Annotated in this window: 17 protein-coding genes and 1 pseudogene; 15 read left to right on the top strand and 3 right to left on the bottom strand. The window is 37.6% G+C overall.

What is annotated here, in order from left to right:
- The first annotated feature begins 22 nt into the window (after positions 1-22).
- The 8 genes and pseudogenes from AC4BC3_RS05340 (at position 23) to dnaJ (ending at position 9660) form a co-directional block, all read left to right on the top strand.
- Positions 23-691: an NAD(P)H-dependent oxidoreductase gene (locus tag AC4BC3_RS05340; protein ID WP_490467162.1), complete on the top strand. Its 669-nt coding sequence runs from the start codon at positions 23-25 to the stop codon at positions 689-691.
- A gap of 54 nt (positions 692-745) precedes the next feature.
- Positions 746-1789, top strand: coding sequence for a zinc-binding alcohol dehydrogenase family protein (locus tag AC4BC3_RS05345; protein ID WP_490467163.1), 1044 nt, complete (start codon positions 746-748; stop codon positions 1787-1789).
- Between the two features lie 434 nt (positions 1790-2223).
- A pseudogene (locus AC4BC3_RS05350) lies at positions 2224-3132 on the top strand (site-specific integrase); the annotation flags it as partial.
- A gap of 101 nt (positions 3133-3233) precedes the next feature.
- On the top strand, positions 3234-4415 hold the full coding sequence (hemW, locus tag AC4BC3_RS05355; protein ID WP_490467164.1) for a radical SAM family heme chaperone HemW: 1182 nt from the start codon (positions 3234-3236) through the stop codon (positions 4413-4415).
- A 230-nt stretch (positions 4416-4645) separates the two neighbouring features.
- A complete protein-coding gene (gene hrcA, locus AC4BC3_RS05360; RefSeq protein ID WP_490467165.1) occupies positions 4646-5689 on the top strand; it encodes a heat-inducible transcriptional repressor HrcA in 1044 nt (347 codons plus the stop codon).
- Between the two features lie 96 nt (positions 5690-5785).
- Complete coding sequence (grpE, locus tag AC4BC3_RS05365) at positions 5786-6349, top strand: nucleotide exchange factor GrpE (RefSeq protein WP_490467166.1); 564 nt, start codon at positions 5786-5788, stop codon at positions 6347-6349.
- Positions 6350-6395: 46 nt separating this feature from the next.
- Positions 6396-8225: a molecular chaperone DnaK gene (gene dnaK, locus AC4BC3_RS05370; RefSeq protein ID WP_206909906.1), complete on the top strand. Its 1830-nt coding sequence runs from the start codon at positions 6396-6398 to the stop codon at positions 8223-8225.
- Positions 8226-8487: 262 nt separating this feature from the next.
- The gene (gene dnaJ, locus AC4BC3_RS05375; protein WP_490467167.1) at positions 8488-9660 is read left to right on the top strand and encodes a molecular chaperone DnaJ; all 1173 of its coding nucleotides are present in this window, start codon (positions 8488-8490) and stop codon (positions 9658-9660) included.
- Between the two features lie 269 nt (positions 9661-9929).
- On the opposite strand, the gene AC4BC3_RS05380 is transcribed toward dnaJ, so the two are convergent.
- Entirely contained in the window at positions 9930-10667 is a 738-nt protein-coding gene (locus AC4BC3_RS05380) for an amino acid ABC transporter ATP-binding protein (protein ID WP_206908847.1), read from the bottom strand.
- A gap of 1 nt (position 10668) precedes the next feature.
- Positions 10669-12162 carry an amino acid ABC transporter substrate-binding protein/permease gene (locus tag AC4BC3_RS05385; RefSeq protein ID WP_490467168.1) on the bottom strand — a complete coding sequence of 498 codons (1494 nt, stop codon included), beginning with the start codon at positions 12160-12162 and terminating at the stop codon, positions 10669-10671.
- Positions 12163-12420: 258 nt separating this feature from the next.
- Between AC4BC3_RS05385 and uvrB the strand changes: the two genes are divergently transcribed.
- From uvrB to whiA, 7 genes are all read left to right on the top strand, one after another.
- A complete protein-coding gene (uvrB, locus tag AC4BC3_RS05390) occupies positions 12421-14415 on the top strand; it encodes an excinuclease ABC subunit UvrB (protein ID WP_490467169.1) in 1995 nt (664 codons plus the stop codon).
- Between the two features lie 16 nt (positions 14416-14431).
- The gene (uvrA, locus tag AC4BC3_RS05395; protein ID WP_490467170.1) at positions 14432-17257 is read left to right on the top strand and encodes an excinuclease ABC subunit UvrA; all 2826 of its coding nucleotides are present in this window, start codon (positions 14432-14434) and stop codon (positions 17255-17257) included.
- Positions 17258-17520: 263 nt separating this feature from the next.
- Complete coding sequence (locus AC4BC3_RS05400) at positions 17521-18786, top strand: D-aspartate ligase (RefSeq protein ID WP_490467171.1); 1266 nt, start codon at positions 17521-17523, stop codon at positions 18784-18786.
- A 2-nt stretch (positions 18787-18788) separates the two neighbouring features.
- Positions 18789-19508, top strand: a complete 720-nt coding sequence (locus AC4BC3_RS05405; RefSeq protein ID WP_206908857.1) for an amino acid racemase — start codon at positions 18789-18791, stop codon at positions 19506-19508.
- A 190-nt stretch (positions 19509-19698) separates the two neighbouring features.
- The gene (rapZ, locus tag AC4BC3_RS05410; protein ID WP_206908859.1) at positions 19699-20583 is read left to right on the top strand and encodes an RNase adapter RapZ; all 885 of its coding nucleotides are present in this window, start codon (positions 19699-19701) and stop codon (positions 20581-20583) included.
- A complete protein-coding gene (locus AC4BC3_RS05415; protein ID WP_206908861.1) occupies positions 20580-21578 on the top strand; it encodes a gluconeogenesis factor YvcK family protein in 999 nt (332 codons plus the stop codon). The genes rapZ and AC4BC3_RS05415 overlap by 4 nt, the downstream gene beginning before the upstream one ends.
- A 32-nt stretch (positions 21579-21610) precedes the next feature.
- The gene (gene whiA / locus AC4BC3_RS05420; RefSeq protein WP_490467172.1) at positions 21611-22546 is read left to right on the top strand and encodes a DNA-binding protein WhiA; all 936 of its coding nucleotides are present in this window, start codon (positions 21611-21613) and stop codon (positions 22544-22546) included.
- Positions 22547-22627: 81 nt separating this feature from the next.
- Here the strand turns inward: whiA and AC4BC3_RS05425 are convergent, their stop codons facing one another.
- A complete protein-coding gene (locus tag AC4BC3_RS05425; protein ID WP_490467173.1) occupies positions 22628-23143 on the bottom strand; it encodes a thioredoxin domain-containing protein in 516 nt (171 codons plus the stop codon).
- Positions 23144-23246: the final 103 nt, after the last annotated feature.

The raw sequence follows: 23246 nt of genomic DNA on the forward strand, positions 1-23246 counted from the left end.
TAATTATTTACGGAGGAAAAAAATGACTGATCAAGCAGAATTACGCAACAAAATATTATGCGTTCACAAACGTCGTTTTGCGACAAAATCTTTTGATCCAACTAAAAAAATTGCTGAGGAAGACTGGCTGGCGATTATTGAAGCAGCTCGTTTGTCACCAAGTTCTTTTGGTTATGAACCTTGGAAATTTCTATTAATAGAAAATCAACAAGTCAAAAATGAGTTGCAAGATGTTGCTTGGGGCGCTAGGAATAGTTTGAATGGAGCTAGTCATTTTTTAATCGTACTAGCGAGAAAGAACTTAACTGGTAATAATCCTCATATTAAACATATGGTGGAAGATGTATTCGGTGTTCCATACTCTGAAACATCACCTCAAACACTTTTTTTCAATAATTTCCAAATGGATGACTTCGGTTTAACGGATGAACGTTCATTGTTTGACTGGGCATCAAAACAAACCTACATTCCTTTAGCAAACATGATGACAACTGCGGCTTACTTGGGAATTGATAGTGTGCCAATTGAAGGCTTTAATAAAGTAGCAGTTGAAAATTATTTAGCAGAGAAAAAAATCCTTGATTTGGATGAATTTGGTGTTTCTTATATGGTTGGCTTCGGCTATAGGGCCCAAGAAATTCCTGAAAAGAAACGTCAAAACTTATCTGACATTTACGATGTGATTAAATAAAAAGAGAAAACTAATTTTGCTTCATAATTAGAATAAAGCTAAGGAGGAGTTCACATGTCAGAAAAGAAGCTCATGCATGTAGTTGGATTTTTTGAAGGGCTACCAATTGATGAAAAGCAAAGTTTTATTGATGAAAAAGAAATGATACCGAATCCTGGATCTAGAGATGTTTTAGTAAAGGTAAAGGCAGTGTCTGTGAATCCGGTCGATACTAAATTGCGTCAAAGTACCTACAAAAGAAATGCGTTGCGAATTTTAGGTTTTGATGCAGTTGGTGAAGTGGTCAGTCTCGGAAATGAGGTTGAAAAGTTTAACGTTGGCGATCGTGTCTTTTACGCGGGGACAACTACTCGTTCTGGTAGCAACCAAGAATATCAAGCTGTCGATGAACGTATTGTAGCTTTGGCGCCCAGAAACTTGTCGGATGAAGAGGCTGCAGCTTTGCCACTAACTTCTTTGACAGCTTATGAATTGCTTTTTGACAAATTCGGTTTAATTCCTGAAGAAGGTGCTAATAAGGGTAAAAAAATTCTAGTCATTAACGGAGCTGGTGGTGTTGGTTCTATCTTAAATCAATTAGCACACTGGGCTGGACTAGAAATTTATGCAACCGCAAGTCCTAAAAACTTTGAATGGCTAGAAAAATTGGGCGTTGATCATCCGATTGATTATCATGATGACTTAAAGGCCAAGATGCGTGAATTAGGTGTCCAAGAAGTGGAATATATTGCCGTGTTGTTCAATATTACTCATTACTTGGACCAGATTAAACATATGATTAAACCATTTGGTCATGTTGGGACTATCGTGGGAATTCATGAACCAGTTGATATCAGCAACTGGAAAAATTTATCGGTCAGCTTTGATTGGGAGTACATGTTTGCGAAAACCAATTACGATTATCAAATTGAAACCCAAGGTCAAGCTTTAGAAGTAATTGCTAATTTGGCGGATAAAGGTAAGTTAGTAACAACATTAAGCAAAGTTTATTCAGATGGCATCAATGCTACTAATTTAAAGCAAGCAACAAAAGATGTTGAAACAGGACACATGCTAGGTAAAGTAGTTATTAGTGGACCTTTTAACGGTGGTGATTAAACTATCTTTTTTAGGAAAATAGTTCAAGTACCGACAGAAACATATTTAGATTATAGACTTGTGAATATACTTCCATTTCTAACATCACTAAACGAAAATCAGTTGCTATACAAATCGAAGAGCGTGATTCTGAAGACTACTACCCCAAAGAGATCGTTGGTATTATTCAGGTTATGATGAGCTAGGAATATATGTAGATTTTAGCAAAGTGAATTATGATGAAATTAGACACGTTGAATTTTATCATTCCGCTAGGTGGAGTTCAGTATAAAAGTAAGAGTAATATATTATGTTACTATTTATATTACTTATTTAAGAATAAAAAATAGTCCTTTAAGGACTATTTTTTTTGATATATTATTAAAGTTAAATAGAAAACAAACAACAAGCACTGCGTTATCTAAAAGAACAAGTGGAAAAAGAGTTCCAAACATATCCAGCAGTTGCTGAACCAAATCCTTTCTCATGGTTACCGACATGACTTCGTCTTGTTTGATTTGAATAAGGTTGTGTTGAAAATCCCCAATGATCGTAAGATATTAGCGATTCAACGCAGAAAAAAGAAGTTTCTAGAGAAAGCGGAAATTCGTACTCTTTTACAGGCAATCGATGAGAAATATGAAAGGAATCATGAAATCAATAAGATGGGGAAACTTTACTTGGATATGGCAGAATTTCTGATTCGAAATGGGTTGAGAATTGGTGAGTTAAGTGCATTGACGGTTGAGAAAGTGGATTTTCATGCAAAGAAGTTAGTGATTGATGAAGCAGTGGTGGCTGCTGGGAGAACCATTGAACAGTACATACGAAATCCACCAAAGACGATTTCCTCCATTCGGGAAATTGATTTAGATGATCGTTCGCTTGCGATTATTCGAAATCGAATTCAAATAAATGAAGCGAGGCAAAAAGAAATGAGGCAACGAGAAACAGGGACTTTTATAAAAACATATCAAAGAAAGAACCAGACTGCCTATTACAAAAAGGTGAAGGGTGCCGAACATTTTCTTTTTTCAACTACGATTTTTCAGACGCAAAATGGCACACCAGTTGTTTATCATTCGTTTAACGAATTTATGAATGGACGTGGAAGTAATAAAAAGCCAGTACAATGTGTGAAAGATATCTTAAGGGAAAAATATCCCGAGTTTAATAAACATGTGACTACGCATACCTTTCGTTACACGCATATTTCTCTCTTGGCTGAAGCAGGTGTGCCAATCAAAGCTATCATGGATCGAGTGGGTCATTCCAATATGAAAACAACGCTAGAAATCTACAACCAAGTGTCTAGTACAACGAAAGAAAAAGTGATCCAAGAAGTCGATTCTTGGATTTTTTAGTGGATTTGTTCATGAAATACAGTTAGTATGCTTTTATATGAGTGATCGAAAAGAAGGTCGAAAAATGGTACGACTTTTCGACGTAAGGAGAAAGAAAATTAATGAATGAAACAACTAATTCCGCAGAACGTAAAACTTCTGCGTATATCCATATTCCATTTTGTGAGCATATCTGCTATTACTGTGACTTCAATAAAGTTTTTTTAGAGGGGCAACCAGTTGATGAGTATGTCGAAATGTTACTAAAAGAGATGGAATTGATGATGGAGAAACACCCTATAGCTGATTTAGAAACACTTTATATTGGTGGGGGGACACCAACTTCACTATCCGCACAACAATTGGATCGTTTGTTAGCAGGTGCCCGTGATATTTTACCTTTTCGATCTGGAAAGGAATTTACTGTTGAAGCGAACCCAGGTGATTTAACTCGTGAAAAGTTACAGGTTATGAAAAATTATGATGTGAACCGTTTATCTATGGGAGTCCAAACCTTTGATAATCGTTTGTTAAAGAAAATTGGTAGAAAACATACTGCAGAAGATGTATACCAAACAATGTCATTTTTGGAAGCAGAAAGCTTCTCTAATGTAAGTATCGATTTGATTTATGCTTTGCCTGGACAAACACTTGAAAATTATCGTGATACATTGGAGAAAGCATTAACACTAGATTTGCCGCATTATTCTTTATACTCATTGATTTTGGAAAACAAAACGATGTTCATGAATTGGGTGAGACAAGGGCGATTGGAGTTGCCTGATCAAGAAACAGAAACGCAGATGTTTGAGGAAACGATTGAAGCAATGGAACGACATGGCCGTCATCAATATGAAATTAGTAATTTTGGGCTGACCGGTCATGAATCACAACACAATCTAATGTATTGGAACAATGATCATTACTTTGGTTTTGGTGCAGGGGCAAGTGGGTATCTCGATCAAACGCGTTATCGAAATAAAGGACCAATCCAACATTATTTACATCCGTTGCGTGAAGGAAACTTACCAATTTTAGAAAAAGAGAAATTATCACGAAATAATCAGATTGAAGAGGAAATGTTTTTGGGTTTACGTAAAAAATCCGGTATCAGCAAACAACATTTTTATGATCGTTATCAACAAACGATAGAGTCACTCTACCAGTCAACATTAGATGCATTAGTGAAAGAAGACTTGTTAGTGAATGCGGACGAAAGAATTTATTTAACCTCCAAAGGTACATTTTTAGGGAACGAAGTTTTTGAAAAATTTTTGTTACCAAAAACGGAAATTAATAAATAAAAATTGTTTAAATTTAATTAAATAAAAAAATAATCACAAATAATTGCGTAGCGAGAAGTCAAAAAAATATTGATTTCTCGCTCTTTTTTGAATAAAATCTATCGTTAGCACTCGGAATGGAAGAGTGCTAAAAAATGATGTGTTTTTCTTGACAGAAAGCAGGCGGCTTGTTATATTAGTAAGTAGGTTAGCACTTAGAAGATAGGAGTGCTAATGAGAGGTGATGGAAGATGTTAACACAGAGACAAAGTGATATTTTGCGTCTGATCATCCAAAACTATACGAGTAGTGGCGTACCCGTTGGTTCCAAAACGCTAATGGCCGAGGGAATTGAAGCGAGTTCAGCGACGATTCGTAACGATATGAAGGCGCTAGAAGAAGACGGGCTACTATTAAAAACTCATTCTTCCTCTGGCCGAATTCCATCTGCAATGGGGTATCGTTATTATGTGGATCATTTATTAAAACCAACTCGTGTAACAAATGATGATTTGCAAGTGATTAGGCAGTCTTTAGGGAAAGAATTTCATGAGATCAACGAAATCATACGTCAATCTGCTGAAATCTTGTCTGAATTGACAAGCTATACGACATTCTCGTTGGGACCAGAAGTGAAAGATCGCCGATTAACGGGTTTCCGAATCGTTCCGTTAAACCATCGGCAAATCATTGCTATCGTGGTGACGGATAAAGGTAATGTTGAAAGTCAGGTATTTACTCTTCCAGCAAATTTGGGGAGTCAAGATTTAGAAAAAATGGTTCGGCTTGTTAACGACCGCTTGGTGGGAGATCCACTAATGACTGTTTATCAAAAATTACGAACAGAGATCCCAATGATCTTACATAAATATTTCCAATCAACGGAAGGTATCTCTTATTTATTTGATGCTGTTTTAGGTCAAGTATTTGAAGATAAAATTTATGTGAGTGGACAAATGAATCTACTTGATTATGAACCCCATCAAGATTTGAATCAGTTTAAGTCGATGTTTTCTTTAATGAGAGATTCCGACGAGCTTACTCAAATGATTGTTCCAATGGATAGTAATATTCATATTAAGATTGGCTCTGAATTAGGTAATGATTTGCTACAAAACATGAGTATGATTCAAGCAAGTTATGAAATTGATGGGCATGGTCGAGGAACCATTGCCTTACTCGGACCAACAAGCATGCCTTATTCACGAATGTTTGGTTTGGTTGATGTCTATCGAAAAGAACTAGCGAATAAGCTGGCTGATTACTATCGTTTGCTTGATTTATCTGGCTCATGATCGTAAGTCCGTATTTCTAAGATTGATAGCAGCTAATCTGATTTTTAGTATGAATAATCAAGACAGCTGACTGAATAATGAAAGGAAGACTGTATCGTGAAAGAAAACCAAGAGGAATTAGACAAAGAATTAAAAGACATCCAGCAAGATTTGGAAGTCGATACAGAAGCTGCGGAAGACTCAGGTGTTTCAGAAGTTGAAGTGGAAAATGTTGAAATCGTCAACTTGAAAGCTGACTTAGAAGAAATGGAAGATAAGTTCCTACGCGCCCGAGCTGAAATTGCCAATATGGCAAATCGCGGAAAAAATGAACGTGAACAATTGCAAAAATATCGTTCGCAAGATTTAGCAAAAAAATTATTGCCTTCAATTGACAACCTAGAACGAGCGCTAGCAACAGAAGTTTCAGACGAACAAGGTGCTAGCTTGAAAAAAGGTGTCGAAATGGTATTAGAAGGTGTCCGTTTTGCACTTAAAGAAGAAGGAATCGAAAAAATTCCTGCGAAAGGCGAAACGTTTGACCCAATGCTTCACCAAGCAGTCCAAACTGTTCCTGCATCTGATGAGTTGCCGGCAGATACGATTGTAGAAGTTTTGCAAGAAGGATACAAATTACACGATCGCGTATTAAGACCAACAATGGTCATTGTCGCGCAGTAATTCGTGCAACTATAAAATAAATTTTATTTAATAAGGAGACGTTAATATGACTAAAATTATTGGTATTGACTTAGGTACAACAAACTCTGCAGTTGCTGTATTAGAAGGAAACGAAGCAAAAATTATCGCAAACCCAGAAGGAAACCGTACAACACCTTCTGTAGTTTCATTTAAAAATGGTGAAATCCAAGTTGGTGAAGTGGCAAAACGTCAAGCTGTAACTAACCCAAATACAATTTCATCAATCAAACGTCACATTGGCGAACCTGGATATAAAGTAGAAGTGGAAGGAAAATCTTACACACCACAAGAAATTTCTGCAATGATTCTTCAATATATCAAAGGCTTTGCTGAAGATTACTTAGGTGAAAAAGTTGAGAAAGCAGTTATCACTGTTCCTGCATACTTTAACGATGCACAACGTCAAGCAACAAAAGATGCTGGTAAAATTGCTGGTTTGGAAGTTGAACGTATTGTCAATGAACCAACAGCAGCAGCTTTAGCTTATGGTTTAGACAAAACAGACCGCGACGAAAAAATCTTAGTATTTGACCTTGGTGGTGGTACATTTGACGTATCAATCCTTGAATTAGGTGATGGTGTCTTTGACGTACTATCAACAGCTGGTGACAACCATTTAGGTGGGGATGACTTTGATAACAAGATCATTGATTACATGGTTGCGGAATTCAAAAAAGAAAACGGCGTAGACCTTGGTCAAGATAAAATGGCTTTACAACGTTTGAAAGATGCTGCTGAAAAAGCGAAAAAAGATTTGTCAGGTGTTTCAAGCACTCAAATCAGCTTGCCATTTATTACAGCTGGCGAAGCAGGACCTTTGCATTTAGAAATGACATTGACTCGTGCGAAATTTGATGAATTGACAGCTGACTTAGTTGAACGTACAAAAATTCCAGTACGCCAAGCATTAAAAGATGCTGGTTTATCACAATCTGAAATCGATGAAGTAATCTTAGTTGGTGGTTCAACTCGTATTCCTGCAGTTGTTGAAGCTGTAAGAAAAGAAACTGGTAAAGAACCAAATAAATCAGTAAACCCTGATGAAGTTGTTGCAATGGGTGCAGCAATTCAAGGTGGCGTTATTACTGGTGATGTAAAAGATGTTGTTTTACTTGATGTAACACCATTATCATTAGGTATCGAAACAATGGGTGGAGTCTTTACTAAATTGATTGATCGTAATACAACGATCCCAACAAGTAAATCACAAGTATTCTCAACAGCTGCTGATAACCAACCGGCTGTAGATATTCATGTTTTACAAGGTGAACGTCCAATGGCTGCTGATAACAAAACATTAGGAAGATTCCAATTAACTGATATTCCTGCAGCACCACGTGGTATTCCTCAAATCGAAGTTACTTTTGATATTGATAAAAACGGAATCGTCAATGTATCAGCAAAAGATCTAGGTACTTCAAAAGAACAAAAGATCACTATCAAATCTTCATCAGGTTTATCAGACGAAGAAATCGAACGTATGGTAAAAGATGCAGAATCAAATGCAGAAGCTGACAAAGCTCGTAAAGAAGAAGTGGATCTTCGCAATGACGTAGATGCTTTATTATTCTCAGTTGATAAAACATTGAAAGAATTAGAAGGTAAAGTAGACGCAGAAGAAGTTCAAAAAGCAGAAGCGGCTCGCGATGAATTAAAAGCAGCAGTTGAAGCAAATAACATTGAAGAAATGAAAACAAAACGTGATGCTTTGAATGAAATCGTTCAAAACTTAACAGTTAAATTATATGAACAAGCTGCACAACAACAAGCACAAGAAAATCCTGAAGCAGCACAAGGCGGAGCAGACGATGTCGTTGATGCTGACTTTGAAGAAGTCGACGGTGACGACAAATAATTAGTTCCCTAGTGTGCTAGGAGTAGACCAAAACAGGGAAACTTGGACTTAGCTGAAATCTGTAGATTCGGCTAAAGCCATCTTTTCTGGACTGTCTACCTATTCGTAAAAAAGAGAAGGCTATGGGGAAAGTCGATCCGACTTTTTGCCACAGTCTTTTTCTTTTGAAAGAATGCATGCAGCAGTTTTGGTTTCGTCTAAAATGTGATATGATTACAAGCGATGTGAATTTGATGTATTAGAACCAATAGGAGGAAAGCCTATGGCAACGAAACGTGATTATTATGAAGTCTTAGGAATTTCAAAAGGGGCTTCAGAAGATGAAATAAAGAAAGCTTATCGTAAACTTTCTAAGAAATATCATCCTGATATTAACAAAGAAGCAGATGCAGAAGAAAAATTTAAAGAAGTATCTGAGGCTTATGAAATTTTAAGTGACCCACAAAAACGGGCTGCGTACGATCAATATGGTCATGCTGGCACAGATCCAAATTATGGCGCTGGAGGCGGAGGCGGCTTCGGTGGCTTTGGCGGGTTCTCTGGAGGTGGAGGTGGCTTCGGTGGTTTTGAAGATATCTTTGACTCTTTCTTTGGAGGAGGCGGAGGTCGTTCAGTTGATCCGACGGCACCTCGCCAAGGAGCTGATTTGCAATACACAATTGATTTGAGTTTTGAGGAAGCAATCTTTGGTGTTGAAAAAGAAATCAAATATAACCGCGAAGAAGTTTGTCACACTTGTCATGGGAATGGTGCAAAACCTGGTACGGAACCAATTACATGTCAAAAATGTCATGGTTCAGGGACAATCAATGTTGAACGTCAAACGCCACTAGGGCGCGTGATGAGTCGTCAAACGTGTGATGTTTGTCACGGTACTGGAAAAGAAATCAAAGAACCGTGTCCAACTTGTCATGGCTCAGGTCATGAAAAGAAAGCTCACTCTGTGAAAGTAAATGTACCAGCTGGTGTCGAAGAAGGACAACAAATGCGTTTAGCTGGTCAAGGTGAAGCAGGTGAAAACGGTGGGCCGTTCGGTGATTTATATGTAGTCTTCCGTGTAGAAGAAAGTAATATTTTTGATCGTGATGGTTCAGAAATCTATTACGAATTACCATTAAGTTTTGTACAAGCAGCTTTAGGAGATGAAGTTCAAGTTCCAACTGTTCATGGGGATGTTAAATTAAAAATTCCAGCAGGGACACAAACAGGAACAAACTTCCGTCTTCGCGGAAAAGGTGCACCTAAACTACGTGGTGGTGCAACAGGTGACCAACACGTGAAAGTGAAACTAATTACACCGAAGAACTTAAATGAGCAACAAAAAGAAGCGTTACGCTCATTTGCTGAAGCAGGTGGAATGAAAGTCGAAGAACAGCAAGAAGATGGTTTTTTCGATAAGATGAAGGATGCTTTTGGCGGAAAAAAGCGTAAATAATAAAACGGTGAAGTCGACAAATATGTCACTTCACCGTTTTATTGTTTATCTGCTTACTTAATAAAGTGAACTTTTTGAAAATAAACTGAATCAAAAAACGGGTTGTGATACACTCGTAAGTCCTTTGGTAATGAAGGACACGAGTGATAAAAAGAAGTGCTTAGCAATGATTAGTTCTTCTAGAATATGAATCAAAAAAGCATCGTCAAAATCTTGTTCAAGATTTTGACGATGCTTTTCATGTTTTGAAACTGTTTCAGGTTCTCTGGTTAAATATCTAAAACTTTATCTAGGAAATCTTTTGTGCGTTCGTTTTGTGGATTTTCAAAAATTTGTTCAGGTGTTCCGTCTTCAAGGAAGTTTCCGCCGTCAATGAACATGACACGATTAGCGACTTCTTTGGCAAAGCCCATTTCGTGAGTAACGATAACCATGGTCATTCCTTGTTTTGCAAGTTTTTTCATGACGTTCAGAACATCACCGACCATCTCTGGATCAAGTGCAGAGGTTGGTTCATCAAAAAGCATGATGTCTGGGTTCATTGCTAATGCACGCGCAATCGCAACACGTTGTTTTTGTCCGCCTGAGAGCATTTCTGGTGACATATCTTTTTTATCAGCTAAGCCAACTGTATCTAATAGCTTGATGGCTTTTTTTTCTGCTTCTTCGCGAGATTCCTTTTTCAAATCCATTGGCGCAAGAATAATATTTTCTAAAACAGAAAGGTGAGGGAATAAATTAAAGTGTTGGAACACCATTCCGATATGCTGACGAACAAGATTGATATTTGTGTTTTTATCCATTAAATGAGCGCCGTCGATGATGATGTCACCATCCGTTGGCTCTTCTAGACGATTTAAGCAGCGTAGGAAAGTACTTTTTCCTGAACCAGAAGGGCCGATGATACAAACGACATCGCCTTCGTTGATTGAGACGTTGATATCATTTAATACAGTATTTTCACCATATTTTTTTACAAGATGTTCAACTAAGATTTTTTCTGACATCTTACTTCACCTTCTTTTCTAAAACTTTCGCTAATTTTGTTAAAGCGGTAATCAAGATTAAATACATGACTGCGATAATTAAGTAAACATACGTACTTTGTGTGGTACGGGCAACGATAATTTTACCAGCTTGTAGTAATTCGACTACTCCGATTGCAGAGATGATTGTTGTATCCTTCAATGAGATAACGAATTGGTTAACGAATGAAGGAAGCATGATTCGAATAGCTTGTGGCAAGATGATTTTTTGCATTGTTCGGTTATAAGACAACCCTAAACTTCTCGAAGCTTCCATTTGTCCAACGGGAACGGCGTTGATACCGCCACGAACGATCTCTGCAATATACGCACTCGCGTTTAAGGTCAATGTAATAACGCCAGCAATGAAATCTGGAATTGTAAATCCAACAATTCCAGGTAAGCCAAAGAAAATGAAGAAGGCAAGTACCATCATTGGAATTCCACGAATGATATCAACGTAAATGCTTGCTATCATGCGTAGTGCACGAATAGGTGAGACACTGAATAATCCGAAAATAACACCCACTACTAGTGCCAAAGCGAAAGAGACTAGAGCAAGAACGATTGTCATCCAAAAACCACGTAATAATGGTTTGTAATTGTTTTTGATTAAACCGATGATTGTTGATTCGTCTTTGGTTGAGTCTGCTGACTCATTTGAAGTAGCTACATATTTATCAATGATTTTGTCATAGGCGCCTGTGCGCTTTAACTCTTTAAGTCCTTCATTGAACATCGTTAAAAGTTCTGGGTTTTCACCTTTTTTAACTGCGAAGGCATATTTACCACCAGATTCTTTTGGCATTGGGGTATCAATTTTTTGACCTTGTTTGATAGCATAACCAAGAACAGGGTAGTCATCCATGATTGCGTCAATCGCACCAACTTTCAGACCGTCATATAATTGGTCAGCAGCGTCGAAGTACTTGATTTTGTAGCCATATTCTTCTTCATGATTGCTCAGGAATTCAGCGCTTTCGGTTCCGACTTTGGCACCAACTGTTTTCCCTTTTAAATCTTTGTAGGATTTGATTGATGTATCACCTTGTTTTACGCCCAACTGAATTCCGCTATCAAAATAAGTATCAGAAAAATCGTAACTTTGCTTACGTTCATCTGTGACGGTCATTCCGGCAATCATGCCATCAGCTTGTCCAGACTCTAATGCTTGTAACGCAGCGGAAAATCCGCGATAGTCCATTTGGATATTGAAGCCTTGAAGCTCGGAAATCTGTTTCATTAACTCAACATCGATTCCTTCATACTTACCGTCCGTGTTTTGAAACTCGAAGGGTGCAAAGGCAGAGTCGCTAGCAACGACGTATTTGTCTTTTTTTGGCTGAGCCATCTGCATCGACTCGGCGGTACTTGATTCCGTATTGTTTGTTTCTGCATGGGCAGGATTACTAGTTGCAAGTGTGATAAATCCTGCCATTATGAAAATGAACGAGTAGAATAAATGCTTTCTTTTCATAATTACCTCCTAAATTCTCAATATCTATTTATTATAGGTGAAAAGTAATGAATCAGACAAGTTCTGAAACTTAAAAAAATGAAAAAAACAATAAAATCTAACATCCTATGTAAGAAGTTCTAACATGGAATGCCGAGGTAAAGGAGTGGCGAAAGTATGTTCGGTGTGTTATAATTTTTTAGTAAGGAATGCCTTTGCTTTCCTTTTCTTTTTGCAAGTCATAAAATGAAAAGGAATGAATGAAAAGGGGGACGAAAAATGATTGAAAGAGATACCTCTCAACAATTTGAGCTTGTCTCGAAGTACCAACCAGCAGGGGATCAACCTGAAGCGATACGCCAATTAGTGGATGGTGTGGTTGGTGGGGAGAAAGCGCAAATCTTATTAGGTGCAACCGGTACGGGGAAGACCTATACGATTTCAAATGTGATTAAGGAAGTAAATAAGCCAACATTGATTATTGCACATAATAAAACTTTAGCTGGACAATTATATGGAGAATTTAAAGAATTCTTTCCCAAAAACGCGGTTGAATATTTTGTTTCTTATTATGATTATTATCAACCAGAAGCGTATGTTCCATCTAGTGATACTTATATTGAAAAAGATTCAAGTGTCAATGACGAGATTGATAAGCTGCGCCATTCGGCTACAAGTTCCCTTCTAGAGCGGAACGATACAATTGTGATTGCCTCTGTTTCTTGTATTTTCGGATTAGGTTCACCATTTGAATATCAGAAACAAGTTGTTTCAATTCGACAAGGAGCAGGACTTGATCGTAATCAATTGATTCGGAATCTAGTGGGAATCAATTTTGAACGAAATGATATTGATTTTCAGCGTGGTCGGTTTCGAGTACGCGGTGACGTGGTGGAGATTTTTCCGGCTTCACGCGACGAACGTGCTTTGAGAGTCGAATTTTTTGGGGATGAAGTCGAACGAATTCGGGAAGTAGATGCGCTAACTGGAGAGGTGCTTGGTGAAACAGGACACGTTGCTATTTTCCCTGCTACTCACTTCGTGACAAATGATGAACATATGGAACAGGCTGTTGCGAACATCAAAGCCGAACTAGAGATGCGCTTAAAAGTGTTACGAGATAATAATCAGTTACTAGAAGCGCAACGCTTAGAACAAAGAACAAACTATGATATCGAAATGATGCTAGAGATGGGTTACACTTCAGGCATTGAAAACTATTCGCGACATATGGATGGTCGAAAAGAAGGAGAGCCACCTTATACATTGCTTGATTTCTTTCCAGAAGATTTTTTGATTGTCATTGACGAATCACATGTAACGATGCCACAAATTCGCGGAATGTATAATGGTGACCGGGCGCGTAAACAAATGTTAGTTGATTATGGGTTCCGCTTGCCTTCAGCGCTTGACAATCGGCCATTAAGATTAGAAGAGTTCGAGCAACATGTCCATCAAATTATCTACGTCTCGGCTACACCGGGGCCTTATGAAAATGAACAAACGGATAGAGTAATCCAACAAATTATTCGTCCAACTGGTTTATTAGATCCAGTGATTGAAGTTCGTCCGATCATGGGTCAAATTGACGATTTGGTTGGTGAAATCAATGACCGAGTGGAGAAAAATGAACGTGTCTTTGTAACGACGTTGACGAAAAAAATGTCTGAAGATCTGACTGATTACTTTAAAGAACTGGGAATCAAAGTAAAATACCTGCACAGTGATATCAAAACCCTTGAACGGACGGAAATTATTCGTGACTTACGTTTAGGTGAGTTTGATGTTTTAGTTGGGATCAATTTATTGCGTGAAGGATTAGATGTTCCAGAAGTTTCTTTGGTTGCTATCTTAGACGCTGATAAAGAAGGATTCTTGAGAAGTGAACGTTCGCTTGTCCAAACAATTGGGCGTGCAGCACGAAATTCAGAAGGAAAAGTAATCATGTATGCTGATAAAGTAACGGACTCGATGCGTTCAGCAATGGATGAAACGGCACGGAGACGTTCGATACAAGAAGCATATAATGAAGAACATGGAATCGTGCCAAAAACGATTATCAAAGAAATTCGTGATTTGATTTCTATTACAAAAGAGGCAAAAGATGACGCCAAAGGAACAGTCCAAGTTTCTTATAATGAAATGAGTCGAAAAGAAAAAGCTGATTTATTGATGAAATTAGAAAAAGAAATGAAAGATGCTGCGAAAGCTTTAGATTTTGAAACTGCCGCTAATTTACGCGATACAATTTTAGAATTGAAGGCAGCGGAGTAAAGAGCAGGAGGACGAGATGGCTAACGATAAAATTATTATTCATGGTGCCAGAGAGCACAATTTAAAAAATGTAGATGTAACAATTCCAAGAGATAAATTTGTAGTGATTACAGGGTTATCTGGTTCTGGGAAAAGCTCATTAGCTTTCGACACACTTTATGCAGAGGGACAACGACGATATGTCGAAAGTCTCTCTGCTTATGCTCGCCAATTTTTGGGGCAAATGGATAAACCAGATGTTGACAGTATCGACGGCTTAAGTCCGGCGATTTCGATTGACCAAAAAACGACAAGTAAAAATCCTCGTTCGACGGTAGGAACAGTAACAGAAATCAATGATTATCTACGTTTGCTTTTTGCACGTGTGGGCCATCCAATCTGTCCTAATGATCACATTGAGATCACCAGTCAATCGGTTGAACAAATGGTTGACCAAGTGTTAGAGTTACCAGAACGGACAAAGATCCAAATTTTAGCACCAATTGTTGCAAAGAAAAAAGGTCAGCACAAAAAAGTGTTTGAACGAATTCAAAAAGAAGGGTATGTTCGTGTAAGAGTGGATGGTGATACCTTCGACATTACTGAGGTTCCTGAACTGGAAAAAAACAAAAAGCATGATATTGCTATCGTTATTGACCGAATAGTGGTAAAAGAGGGCATTCGTTCACGTTTGTTCGATTCCTTTGAAGCAGCATTACGCTTGGCAGATGGCTATGCTTTGGTTGATGTGATTGGTGAAAAAGAAATGCTGTTCAGTGAACATTACTCTTGCCCTTATTGTGGCTTTACAGTTGGCGAACTGGAGCCACGATTGTTTTCATTCAATGCGCCATTTGGAGCTTGTCCCGATTGTGATGGACTAGGTTTGAAACTAGAAGTAGACCAAGATTTAGTTATTCCTGATCGTACCAAGACCTTGGCTGAAGGAGCAATTGTTCCATGGAATCCAATCAGTTCGCAATACTATCCTCAAATGTTGGCACAAGCGTGTGAAAGTTATGGAATTGATATGAACACACCGTTTGATGAATTACCAGCAGAACATCAAGAAATTGTTTTGAATGGGACAGATGAATTATTCCATTTCCATTACGAAAATGATTTTGGCGGTGTGCGTGACGTGGAAGCATCTTTTGAGGGCGTGCTAAAGAATATTGCTCGTCGTTATCAAGAAACAAGCAGTGATTTTACGAGAGAGCAAATGCGTCAATATATGACGGAATTAACTTGTCAAACATGTAAAGGATTACGTTTGAATCCGCAAGCCTTATCTGTCAAAATTAATGGAACAAATATTGGTGAAACAAATGAATTATCGATCAAAAAAGCAGTTGATTTTTTCTCAGGTTTAACATTATCTGAACAAGAAACGATGATTGCTAAACCGATTTTAAAAGAAGTAAACGATCGATTGTCATTTTTAGAAAATGTTGGGTTGGAATACTTAACCTTGAGTCGGGCTTCTGGAACACTATCTGGTGGGGAAGCACAACGAATTCGTTTAGCCACCCAAATTGGATCAAATCTTTCAGGTGTTCTGTATATTTTGGATGAACCATCAATTGGGTTACATCAACGGGATAATGATCGTTTGATTGGTTCACTGAAGAAAATGAGAGACTTAGGCAATACTTTGATTGTTGTGGAACATGATGAGGATACCATGCGAGCAGCGGATTATTTGATTGATGTAGGACCAGGTGCTGGTGAGCAAGGTGGACAAATCGTTGCAGCTGGAACGCCTGCAGAAGTTGCGAAAGACCCACGTTCATTAACAGGACAATACCTATCAGGAAAAAAGAAGATTGCTGTACCAACAACACGTCGCCAAGGAAATGGTGAAGCAATTAAAATTACTGGAGCAGCAGAAAATAACTTGAAAAACGTGACAGTGAAGTTTCCTCTAGGAGAATTCGTGGCAGTCACTGGTGTCTCTGGTTCTGGAAAAAGTACTTTGGTTAATGGTATTTTGAAAAAAGCTCTTGCACAAAAATTGAATCGAAATTCAGCTAAACCGGGTAAATTCAAAACAATTTCTGGTTATGATAGTATCGAAAAAATCATTGATATCGATCAAAGCCCCATTGGCCGTACACCAAGAAGTAACCCAGCAACTTATACAAGTGTCTTTGATGATGTTCGTGATCTTTTTGCACAAACAAATGAAGCTAAAATGCGTGGCTACAAAAAAGGACGCTTTAGCTTTAACGTAAAAGGTGGCCGATGTGAAGCTTGTCGTGGTGACGGAATCATCAAAATCGAAATGCATTTTTTACCTGATGTTTATGTTCCTTGTGAAGTGTGTCATGGCAAACGATACAATTCTGAAACGTTGGAAGTACGGTATAAAGGAAAAAATATTGCTGATATTTTAGAAATGACTGTTGAAGACGCTGTAGAATTCTTCCAACACATTCCTAAAATTCATCGTAAATTAAAGACAATCGTGGATGTCGGATTAGGTTACATTACGATGGGGCAACCAGCGACGACATTATCCGGTGGAGAAGCACAGCGGATGAAATTGGCCAGTGAATTGCATAAAATATCCAATGGTAAGAACTTTTATATTCTTGATGAACCGACAACGGGGCTACATGCAGATGATATTGCACGTTTACTAGATGTTTTACAACGTCTAGTGGATGCAGGAAATACGGTATTAGTAATCGAGCATAATCTAGATGTCATCAAAACTGCGGATTATATCATTGATTTAGGGCCTGAAGGAGGCGATGGTGGCGGAACGATTTTAGCCACTGGGACACCAGAAGATATTGTTAAGGTAAAAGAGAGTTACACTGGACGATATTTAGAAAAAGTAATGGAAGAAAAGGTCTAAAAATTAAAAAATGGTGATATGGTTAAAAAAACTTTAAAAGATGATAAAACACTTGTTTTTTTAGATAGCATCTTCTAAAATACATTACAAGGTAGTTCTTTCTACACTGAATTGGTATAGATAAAACTTCCTATAAGTTCAATCCGTTCAAAAAAGAATTGAGCAATCGGAGGAGTTTCCTTTGATTGCTTTTTTCTTTATGGTATGATATTCCTTGTGTAGTTAAATAAAGAATCAGTAGATTAATGAGTAAGTGAGAGATTGTGATGAATAGTAATGTAAATGAAGAATTTATTCCTATATTATTGGGAAGTGATATGAACGTCTATGGTATGGCTCGTTCATTTAATGAAGCCTATGGAAAAGTGTGCCAAGCCTATGCTTCAAACCAACTTGCACCAACCCGTTATAGTAACATCGTGAGTGTCGAAGTGATTCCCGGTTTTGATAAGGATCCAGTTTTTATCGAAACAATGTTACGTTTGGCAAAAGAAAAATATTCCGACCACAGCAAAAAATATTTATTGATTGCTTGTGGCGATGGATATGCAGAGTTGATATCTCAGCATAAAGAAGAACTCTCGGCATACTTTATTTGTCCGTATATTGATTATTCATTATTCAAACGGTTAATCAATAAGGTAAGTTTCTATGAAGTTTGCGAAAAATATCAACTTCCTTATCCAAAAACATTAATTGTTAGAGAACCAATGTTAGTGGATGGTCGTTTGGAACAAGAACTGCCATTTGAATTTCCAGTTGCATTAAAACCAGCGAATAGTGTCGAGTATCTTTCTGTCCAATTTGAAGGACGAAAAAAAGCATTTATTATCGATAATCGTGAAGAGTTTGATTTGATTTTAGGACGAATTTACGAAGCTGGATATACGAGTGAGATGATTGTTCAAGACTTCATTCCTGGAGATGATAGCAACATGCGTGTGTTAAACGCTTATGTTGATGAAAATCATCAGGTTCGTATGATGTGCTTGGGACATCCGCTCTTGGAAGATCCAACACCTGCGTCAATTGGTAATTATGTGGTAATTATGCCAGATTACAATGAAAAAATTTATCAGACAATCAAGAAATTTTTAGAAACAATCGAGTATACTGGCTTTGCGAATTTTGACATGAAGTATGATCCACGTGATGGTGAATATAAATTATTTGAAATTAATTTACGCCAAGGACGTAGTAGCTTCTTTGTTACATTGAATGGGCTTAATTTAGCACGTTTTGTTACCGAAGACAGAGTATTCCACAAACCATTTACAGAAACTATTTATGGTACAAAAGATTCTTCAGATGCAAAACTGTGGATGGGCGTACCAAAAAAAATCTTCTTAACGTATGCAAGAGAGAATGAAGATAAAAAAATTGCAGAAAAAATGATCCAGGAAAAACGTTTTGGCACAACCGTATTTTATGATGGCGATCGTTCATTGAAACGTTGGGTGTTAATGAAATATATGTTCCATAACTATATTCCTCGATTCAAAAAATACTTTCATGTGAAAGAAGGCTAGTCATGGAAAATTTTTTCAGTATTTTGGGCGGTATGGGAACAATGGCGACGGAAAGTTTTGTCCGCTTGATCAATCACCGCACAAATGCAACTAAGGACCAAGAATATCTAAACTATGTATTGTTCAATCATGCAACGGTGCCTGATCGAACTGCTTATATTTTGGATCGTGAAAAGGAAAATCCAATTCCTTATTTGCTCGATGATATTGAAAAGCAAAACCTACTACAGCCCAATTTTATCGTATTGACATGTAATACAGCGCATTATTTTTTTGATGAGCTACAAGCAGCAACGGCTATCCCCCTCTTGCATATGCCAAGAGAAGCGGCCAATGAATTAGTTCGTCAACAAACAACTGGTTCAGTAGCCTTGTTAGGTACAGAAGGCAGCATGAAGGCAGGGATTTACGAGCGTGAAGTAAAACAATTAGGATTTGATGTAGTGATTCCTGATGAAAAGTTACAAGCGAAAATCAGTCATTTGATTTATCATGATATCAAAGAATCAGACTACTTGAATGAAGCTTTATACTATGAAATTTTAGAAGAAGTGGTTGGCCGGTTAAACTGTGAAAAAATCATTTTGGGATGTACCGAATTATCATTGATGCAAGAATTTGCTTCGGATAATACGTACCCAGTCATAGACGCACAATCGATTTTGGCTGATCGAACAATCGAGTTAGCAGAGAAATTTCGGAAACAGTCTTCTAAACAGTAGTAACAATTAATTGAATCGCTAACGATAGCAAAACTTGGAGCAAGTATCATCATTTGTGGTATTTGGTCCAAGTTTTTTGTAAGAAAAACTTATTTTTCCATGAAAATTCCATAATTAGGGAAGATATGGCTAGCGATGATACGCCCGGAATGATATAATTTAAAAGACAATGAGAGAGGAGCTTGTGAAGATGGCTGAAAATTTACAACTCGTAATTATTACAGGAATGAGCGGCGCAGGAAAAACTGTGGCGATACAAAGTTTTGAGGACATGGGATATTTTTGTATCGATAACATGCCTCCACGATTGATTCCTAAATTTTGGGAACTAATCAAAGAATCTGGAAAAGTAACAAAAATGGCATTGGGCGTTGATTTACGTTCCCGTTCATTCTTTGAAGAAATTCAAAAAATGTTGATTGAAATTGTTAATACAGATTTCATTGACACGTCGATTCTGTTCTTAGATGCGTCTGATGAAGAATTAGTAGCTCGTTACAAAGAGACTCGTCGTACCCATCCGATGGCAATGGACGGTTTAGTGACTGAAGGAATCCGTAAAGAACGTGCAATTTTAAATGAACTAAAGGTGCAAGCATCTGTTGTGATTGATACAACAACGATGACACCACGTCAATTAAGGGAAAAAATCATTGATACGTTCAAGACACAAGAAGATCAAGGATTCCGAATTGAATTCGTTTCTTTTGGCTTCAAATATGGGTTACCAATTGATTCAGATATTGTGATGGATGTGCGCTTTTTACCAAATCCTCATTATATCTCAGAGTTGCGTCCGTTAACCGGATTGGATCAACCTGTTTATGATTATGTGATGTCATTTACTGAAACAGAGGATTTTTATAGTCAATTTCTTCATTTATTAGAGACTATTTTGCCCGGCTATGTCAAAGAAGGAAAAAGCAGTTTAACTGTTGCAATTGGTTGTACTGGTGGACAACACCGATCAGTTGCTTTAACAGAGCGTTTATCAAAAGCGTTAAGTGAGAATTATAAAGTGAACGTTACACACCGTGACAAAGATAAACGGAAAGAGACGGTGAATCGTTCTTGAATATGAAGACCTATCGAATTAGAAAACCAAAAATTGTAGTCGTTGGCGGAGGAACTGGTCTTCCAGTGATTTTGAAAAGCCTACGTAATCAAGGAGCTGACTTAACCGCAATTGTGACAGTGGCAGATGATGGAGGAAGTAGTGGCGCCATTCGTGAATCTATTTCAATGGCACCGCCGGGTGATTTGCGAAATGTATTAGTTGCACTTTCTGATATGCCCCAATTTTATGAAGATATTTTTCAATATCGTTTTAAGAAAGAGGATCAGTTCTTAGCCAACCATAGTATTGGGAATCTGATCATTGCAGCTGTTTCAGAAATGAGAGGCAGCACTTATGATGCGATTCAGTTGTTGTCAAGAATGATGCATGTAGATGGACATATTTACCCATCCTCTGAAACACCTTTGACACTTCATGCGGTATTTAAAGATGGAACAACCGCGGTTGGTGAATCAAAAATTGCGTTAGATCGTAAAACGATTGACCATGTCTTTGTGCGAAATACGACGGATGATCAAGTAGCGAAAGCAGCACGTAAAGTTGTGAATGCTATTGCTGAAGCAGATATGGTTGTACTTGGCCCGGGAAGCCTATTTACGAGTATTTTACCAAACTTAGTTATTCCCGAGATTGGTGAAGCAATCGTTAAAACAAAGGCAGAAGTTGTTTACATTTGTAATATCATGACACAAAAAGGTGAGACAGAGCATTTCACTGATGCGGATCACATACGTGTGTTGCACGAACACTTACATGAAAAATTTATTGATACGGTGTTGGTGAATACAGAAAAAGTACCAGAAGATTACATGGATCCGGAAGTCTATGATGAGTATCTTGTTCAGGTTCAGCATGATTTCAATGGACTTAGAAATGAAGGCTGTCGTGTCATTTCAACTGATTTTTTGGAGTTGAAGAATGGCGGTGTGTTCCATGACGGTGAAAAAGTAGTTGAAGAACTTTTTCGATTAGTTTTTGGGTCGAAATATTAGATTAGGATTGTGAAAGAAAGGAGGAGAATAGAATGTCATTTGCATCGGATGTAAAAAAAGAGTTGACTGGTTTAGAAGTTCATCGTGAACATGCAAAAGCAGAACTTGCTGCTTTGTTGCGAATGAACGGCTCTTTAGGCATCGTCAATCAGCAGTTCATTTTAAATGTTCAAACAGAAAATGCTGCGATTGCCCGACGTATCTATTCTCTTTTAAAAGATCATTATAATGTTCGAAGCGAGTTACTTGTTCGAAAAAAAATGAAATTAAAAAAGAATAATGTCTACATCGTTCGCTTGAAGCAGGGAACGAAAAATGTATTAATGGACTTGGATATCATGGATGGCTTGATGTTTAATGGCCATGTGTCCGATGAAATCATGGGAAATGCACAAAAAATGCGTTCTTACTTACGTGGTGCATTTATGGCTTCGGGTTCAGTAAATAATCCAGAGACGAGCCGTTATCATTTAGAAATTTTTTCCATTTATGAACAACACAATCAAGATATTTGTGACATGTTGAATTACTATGGCTTACATGCACGAACGCTTGAAAGACGTAATGGCTATATTTCCTACTTAAAAGGAGCAGAAAAAATTGCCGACTTTTTAACGTTGATTGGTGCGACTAATTCAATGTTGCGTTTTGAAGATGTTCGTATCGTTCGTGACATGAGAAATTCGGTGAATCGTTTGGTAAATTGTGAAACGGCGAATTTAAACAAGACGATCGATGCGGCTTCTAAACAAATTGAGAATATTGAATTCATTGAAGCGAGAGTTGGTTTGCATGCTTTACCAGAGAAGTTGCAAGAAATTGCTGAATTAAGGTTGCAGCATCCAGAAGTTAGTTTGAAAGAATTAGGTGAGATGATACCTTCAGGAGCAATTTCAAAATCAGGAATCAATCACCGAATACGAAAGATTAATGATTTTGCTGACAAGTTGAGGAAAGAAGCTGTGTGAGTGTTCCAGAAAAAATTGGATGGATCGCACGGCCAAAAAAAGGTGAACCAAGACGAAATTTCGTCTTGGTTCACCTTTTTATTAGTTGAGTAAAGATGTTAATTCATCTAATGCGATTCCTTCATCAAAAATAGTTTGATCGAGTAAAATCGTTGGGACAAATTGAATGTGCGCAGTATTTGCTTCATCAATAATTGCTTTTGCCATTTCCATATCAGGTTGATAAGTCAATCCTAATTCTTCTGTTGCGTATTGCGCAACTTCTTCTAAAGAAAGATTCTTCCATTGCTCTTGTGTTTCAAAAATGTGTTTGATTTCTACTAAAGCTTTTTTGCCATCATTAGTAGTAATGTGATGGTGCATGACATTTCCACGTTGTAAACTTTCTTTTTCTTTATCAAAGAGCTTAATTAGGCGATTCACTTTTCCTTCTTGGACCGATGATTCGAGAGTTGAAAAAGATTCTTCAAACCATTTTTTACAATAAGGACAAGCAAGGTTGAGGAACTCAATCGTTGTTTTTGGCGCTGTTGCATCTCCATAGTAAATTCCTGTTGTTTTGTTTGTTTTCGTTGCATCGATTACTGAAATATCCATAGAAACACCTCCAAATACATTTTACCGATTCGAAATAAAAAAAGATAGCGTTTTGCTTTAGAAAAATTTCACAAAATATTTCTTATTAAAATAACGTTTTGTT

Source organism: Enterococcus sp. AAFC-DPL-6103, assembly GCF_058216595.1.

Excerpts from the sequence above, each read along its gene's own strand:
- uvrA (WP_490467170.1), top strand. The coding sequence starts at position 14,432 with ATGGCTAACGATAAAATTATTATTCATGGTGCCAGAGAGCACAATTTA.
- dnaJ (WP_490467167.1), top strand. The coding sequence starts at position 8,488 with ATGGCAACGAAACGTGATTATTATGAAGTCTTAGGAATTTCAAAAGGG.
- AC4BC3_RS05380 (WP_206908847.1), bottom strand. The coding sequence starts at position 10,667 with ATGTCAGAAAAAATCTTAGTTGAACATCTTGTAAAAAAATATGGTGAA.
- AC4BC3_RS05425 (WP_490467173.1), bottom strand. The coding sequence starts at position 23,143 with ATGGATATTTCAGTAATCGATGCAACGAAAACAAACAAAACAACAGGA.
- hemW (WP_490467164.1), top strand. The coding sequence starts at position 3,234 with ATGAATGAAACAACTAATTCCGCAGAACGTAAAACTTCTGCGTATATC.
- uvrB (WP_490467169.1), top strand. The coding sequence starts at position 12,421 with ATGATTGAAAGAGATACCTCTCAACAATTTGAGCTTGTCTCGAAGTAC.
- AC4BC3_RS05345 (WP_490467163.1), top strand. The coding sequence starts at position 746 with ATGTCAGAAAAGAAGCTCATGCATGTAGTTGGATTTTTTGAAGGGCTA.
- dnaK (WP_206909906.1), top strand. The coding sequence starts at position 6,396 with ATGACTAAAATTATTGGTATTGACTTAGGTACAACAAACTCTGCAGTT.
- AC4BC3_RS05340 (WP_490467162.1), top strand. The coding sequence starts at position 23 with ATGACTGATCAAGCAGAATTACGCAACAAAATATTATGCGTTCACAAA.
- AC4BC3_RS05405 (WP_206908857.1), top strand. The coding sequence starts at position 18,789 with ATGGAAAATTTTTTCAGTATTTTGGGCGGTATGGGAACAATGGCGACG.
- AC4BC3_RS05385 (WP_490467168.1), bottom strand. The coding sequence starts at position 12,162 with ATGAAAAGAAAGCATTTATTCTACTCGTTCATTTTCATAATGGCAGGA.
- rapZ (WP_206908859.1), top strand. The coding sequence starts at position 19,699 with ATGGCTGAAAATTTACAACTCGTAATTATTACAGGAATGAGCGGCGCA.
- hrcA (WP_490467165.1), top strand. The coding sequence starts at position 4,646 with ATGTTAACACAGAGACAAAGTGATATTTTGCGTCTGATCATCCAAAAC.
- whiA (WP_490467172.1), top strand. The coding sequence starts at position 21,611 with ATGTCATTTGCATCGGATGTAAAAAAAGAGTTGACTGGTTTAGAAGTT.